The sequence below is a fragment of the Hominiventricola sp. genome (genome assembly GCF_057604405.1).
This window is the reverse complement of the sequence record NZ_DBLYVB010000055.1, coordinates 1-3,768: the sequence shown is the minus strand read 5'-3', so window position 1 is coordinate 3,768 and position 3,768 is coordinate 1. Positions and strand designations below refer to the sequence as shown.

The 3,768-nt window shown below is 48.9% G+C and carries 5 protein-coding genes; all 5 read left to right on the top strand.

The features are described from left to right. The first annotated feature begins 129 nt into the window (after positions 1-129). Positions 130-1,056 carry a ParB/RepB/Spo0J family partition protein gene (locus ACZMB2_RS13760; RefSeq protein ID WP_215665464.1) on the top strand — a complete coding sequence of 309 codons (927 nt, stop codon included), beginning with the start codon at positions 130-132 and terminating at the stop codon, positions 1,054-1,056. Positions 1,057-1,069: 13 nt separating this feature from the next. Further along, positions 1,070-1,576 (top strand): hypothetical protein, encoded by a 507-nt coding sequence (locus ACZMB2_RS13755; RefSeq protein ID WP_005929984.1) that lies wholly within the window; start codon positions 1,070-1,072, stop codon positions 1,574-1,576. A gap of 10 nt (positions 1,577-1,586) precedes the next feature. Then, positions 1,587-2,222, top strand: a complete 636-nt coding sequence (locus ACZMB2_RS13750) for a DUF3846 domain-containing protein (protein WP_002576407.1) — start codon at positions 1,587-1,589, stop codon at positions 2,220-2,222. Positions 2,223-2,240: 18 nt separating this feature from the next. Further along, complete coding sequence (locus tag ACZMB2_RS13745) at positions 2,241-2,723, top strand: PcfB family protein (RefSeq protein ID WP_215665465.1); 483 nt, start codon at positions 2,241-2,243, stop codon at positions 2,721-2,723. Beyond that, positions 2,720-3,768, top strand: a 1,049-nt coding sequence (locus ACZMB2_RS13740; RefSeq protein WP_487597149.1) for a type IV secretory system conjugative DNA transfer family protein, incomplete at its 3' end; no start/stop codon positions are given. The genes ACZMB2_RS13745 and ACZMB2_RS13740, both read left to right, overlap by 4 nt.

Here is a 3,768-nt window from a genome sequence, read left to right as displayed (position 1 = left end):
AAGAGCATTGGAAAAGAAAAACAGCAGGTCGTTAAGGAGGTACTTGATCTATGAAGTGCAAGGCAAAAAAGGCGTTTTTCGCAGGTAAGAATGACATCTATCACCGCTGGAAGGAGGTTAAGAAGCTGAATGGCAAAAGCAAAAACCAGTATTACAACAGAAAACCGCAGTGGCTCAGCTGCCGACGCTGCGGCTAAGGAGAAGAGGACGGAGATGCCGCTTTCTGACCTGCATCCTTTTGAAGGGCATCCCTTTAAGGTGCTGGATGACGAGCTGATGGAACAGACCGTAGAGAGCATCAAGCAGATCGGTGTGGTATCACCACTGATTGTCCGACCTGACCCGGAAGGCGGATTTGAAATTCTTTCAGGACACCGCAGACTTCATGCGGCGCAGCTGGCAGGTTTGGAGACTGTGCCGGTCATCGTTAAGGAAATGGACGATGATGCAGCAATCATCTTTATGGTGGACAGCAACTTGCAGCGGGAGAATATTCTTCCCAGCGAGAGAGCGTTTTCCTACAAGATGAAGTTGGAGGCGATGAAGCATCAGGGAGAAAGGTCAGATTTACAGCCTGAGACAACTTCTCGCCAACTTGGCGAGAAGTTACAAACATCGGTGGCAGTAATGTCTGAGGAGATGGGAGAAAGTCAAAGGCAGATTCAACGTTTTATCCGCCTTACCAACCTGATTCCAGAAATTCTGGACATGGTGGATGAGAAGAAAATCGCCTTTAATCCGGCGGTAGAGCTGTCTTACCTGAAACCGTCCGAACAGAAAGAATTTCTGGAGGCAATGGACTATGCACAGGCATCCCCATCCCTGTCGCAGGCACAGCGATTGAAAAAGCTCTCGCAGGAGGGCGGCTGTACCTTGGATGCCATGTGTGAAGTGATGAATGAAATCAAAAAGGATGAGCTTGACCATGTGACGATTAAAAACGAGGTTCTTCGGAAGTATTTCCCGAAATCCTATACGCCGAAGCAGATGCAGGACACGATTATCCGGCTGCTGGAAAAGTGGCAGCGAAGTAAACAACGAGATATGGAACGATAAGAAGGAGATTTTTATGATGATGAACTTTAAGAAGAATCAGAACAACGCAGTGTGCAGCATGGATTGCAAGAACTGCCCGCACGGTGCATCGCAGCCGAATCCGATGGATGATCCCATGTTTGAGAAGTCCATTGCGATGCTTCATAACTGGCTGATGCTGGAAGCAATCCGTGAAGATCACCCGAAGGAGCGCATTGTGATGGTGATCCTGCCGGGGGCTGGCGGCGAACTTCTGACCGAGGATGGCAGTCGAGACATCTTTGAGGATGTTTACGATGAGATGGAGGCTGATCTGGTGGCAGATGGGGAACTGCTTCTCCATTATGATAAGAGCGATGTGATCGAGACTGACAGAACCCGCTATCTGCTGGGAGCTGCGGAAGTTTCGGAAATCGACCAGAACGGCAACGAATGCAGCATCAATCTGTTTACGCTGGAACGCACCATCGACTATGTGAACGAAAACCTGACGGTGGTTTCCATTGGCGGCGAGTTGGTTCCGGCACTGCGCCTGATCTAAGGAGGTGCCTATGAAGAAATTTGATGTGGAGATTACAGAGACTCTCCAGAGAAAGGTTTCTGTGGAAGCTGCCTCACAGGAAGACGCGGAACGCATGGTGACGCAGGCGTGGAATAATCAGGATTATGTTCTGGATTCCGGCGATTTCACCGGTGTGGACTTCAAGACCGTGGGAGAACATGAACTGGCAGAGACCAGGACAATGGATGTGCTGCTGGTACAGCCCAATGCTTACCCGAAGAAAATCAGTGTTGGCACGGAGCTGGAAGATTTGCAGGCAATGGTTGGCGGCGATATTGAAGTAACCTACCCATTTGAGGATGAAGTAGCCATTATTCTGAATGAATCCGGTAAAATCAATGGACTGCCGCTGAACCGTGCAATTTACACCGAAGACGGAGATATGCAGGACATTTATGCCGGTGATTTTCTGGTGGTTGGGCTGACAGAGGATGATTTTGGTTCTCTGACCTCGGAGCAGATGCAGAAATTTGAGGAGCAGTTCCATCAGCCCCAGATGTTCGTTCGCATGGGGCGCAGCATCATGGCGATTCCGGTTCCGGATGACATGGTGAAGAAGATGGAGGAAAAGGCTGCAAAGCCCCAGGAAAAGAGTAAACCGGCACCGGACCGGGACAGTTTGTAAGGAAGGAGGCGGAGATTCATGCAGGAAGAAGTTGAAAATCGTACCGTCAATCTGGCAATCAGTACCACGAAACTGACCTTTCGCACCATTGTGAATGGCTATAATGCGTGGAAACGGCACCATCAGTCGAAAGTGGCTCAGAAAACAGCACAGCTTCCGGTTGGAAAGCAGAGCATCAAAGAACTGATCGGTCAGAATCAGGGAGTCAGCAGTATCCCCATTGAGAAAACGGATTTGAAAGGCTTTGAACAGGTAGCGCGGAAATACGGCGTGGATTATGCCATTACGAAAGACCAAAATGTGGTTCCACCCAAATACACGGTGTTCTTTAAGGCGAAGGATGCGGATGCACTGACTTCCGCTTTTGAGGAATTCACCAACCGCAAGCTGAAAGCAAAGGAAAAACCGAGTGTTCTGGAGCAGCTTAACAAGCTCAAAGAGTTGGTTGCTGCAATTCTGCCGGATAAGGTTCGTCACAAAAGTCAGGAGCGTGATCTATGAATAATAAGACCAAGAAGCTGCTGATCCTGAACCTGCCGTACTTCATTGCCGGTCTTGTATGTACCAATCTGGGAGAAGCGTGGAGAATTGCCGAGGGCGCAGACATGTCTGAAAAGGTCCTCGGCTTTCTTTCTGCCCTGGGTGTAGCTTTTTCCAATCCGATGCCAAGTCTGCATCCGATGGATTTGCTGATTGGTGTGTGCTGCGGAGCAGGTCTGCGGCTTGCCGTGTACCTGAAAGGAAAAAATGCCAAGAAATATCGTCATGGCATGGAGTACGGCTCTGCTCGTTGGGGTACGCAGAAAGACATCGAACCGTTTGAAGATCCGGTGTTTGCAAACAATGTGATTCTGACCCGGACAGAGCGGCTGATGATGGGCAATCGCCCGAAGAATCCAGCAAATGCCCGAAACAAAAACGTGCTGGTGGTGGGTGGTTCCGGCAGCGGTAAGACCCGGTTTTGGCTTAAACCCAACCTTTTACAATGCCATAGCTCCTACGTGGTCACTGACCCGAAAGGCGATATCGTAATCGACTGCGGCCAAGCCCTTTTGAAGAACGGATACAGCATCCGGATTTTCAATACTATCAATTTCAGAAAGTCGATGCATTATAATCCCTTCGCGTATATTCACAGCGAAAAGGATATTTTGAAGTTGACCACAACCCTCATTGCCAACACCAAAGGAGACGGCAAGGCCGGTGACGAATTCTGGACGAAGGCGGAGACTCTGCTGTATTGTTCCCTGATCGGTTATATCCACTATGAGGCACCGCTGGAAGAACAGAACTTTGCAACGCTGATTGAATTTCTGAATGCGATGGAAGTACGCGAGGATGATGAAACCTTTCAGAATCCAGTAGATCAGATGTTTGAAGCTCTGAAAAAGAAGAAGCCGAATCACTTTGCTGTCCGCCAATATGCCAAATTTAAGCTGGCTGCGGGTGTTGTATGCTCTAAAAGACTTCTTAATCAAGCAGTTGGGAAGTCTCTTAGAACACACAACCTAAAACCGAAGAAAGGAGCGCAAGTTATGAGAAAAAA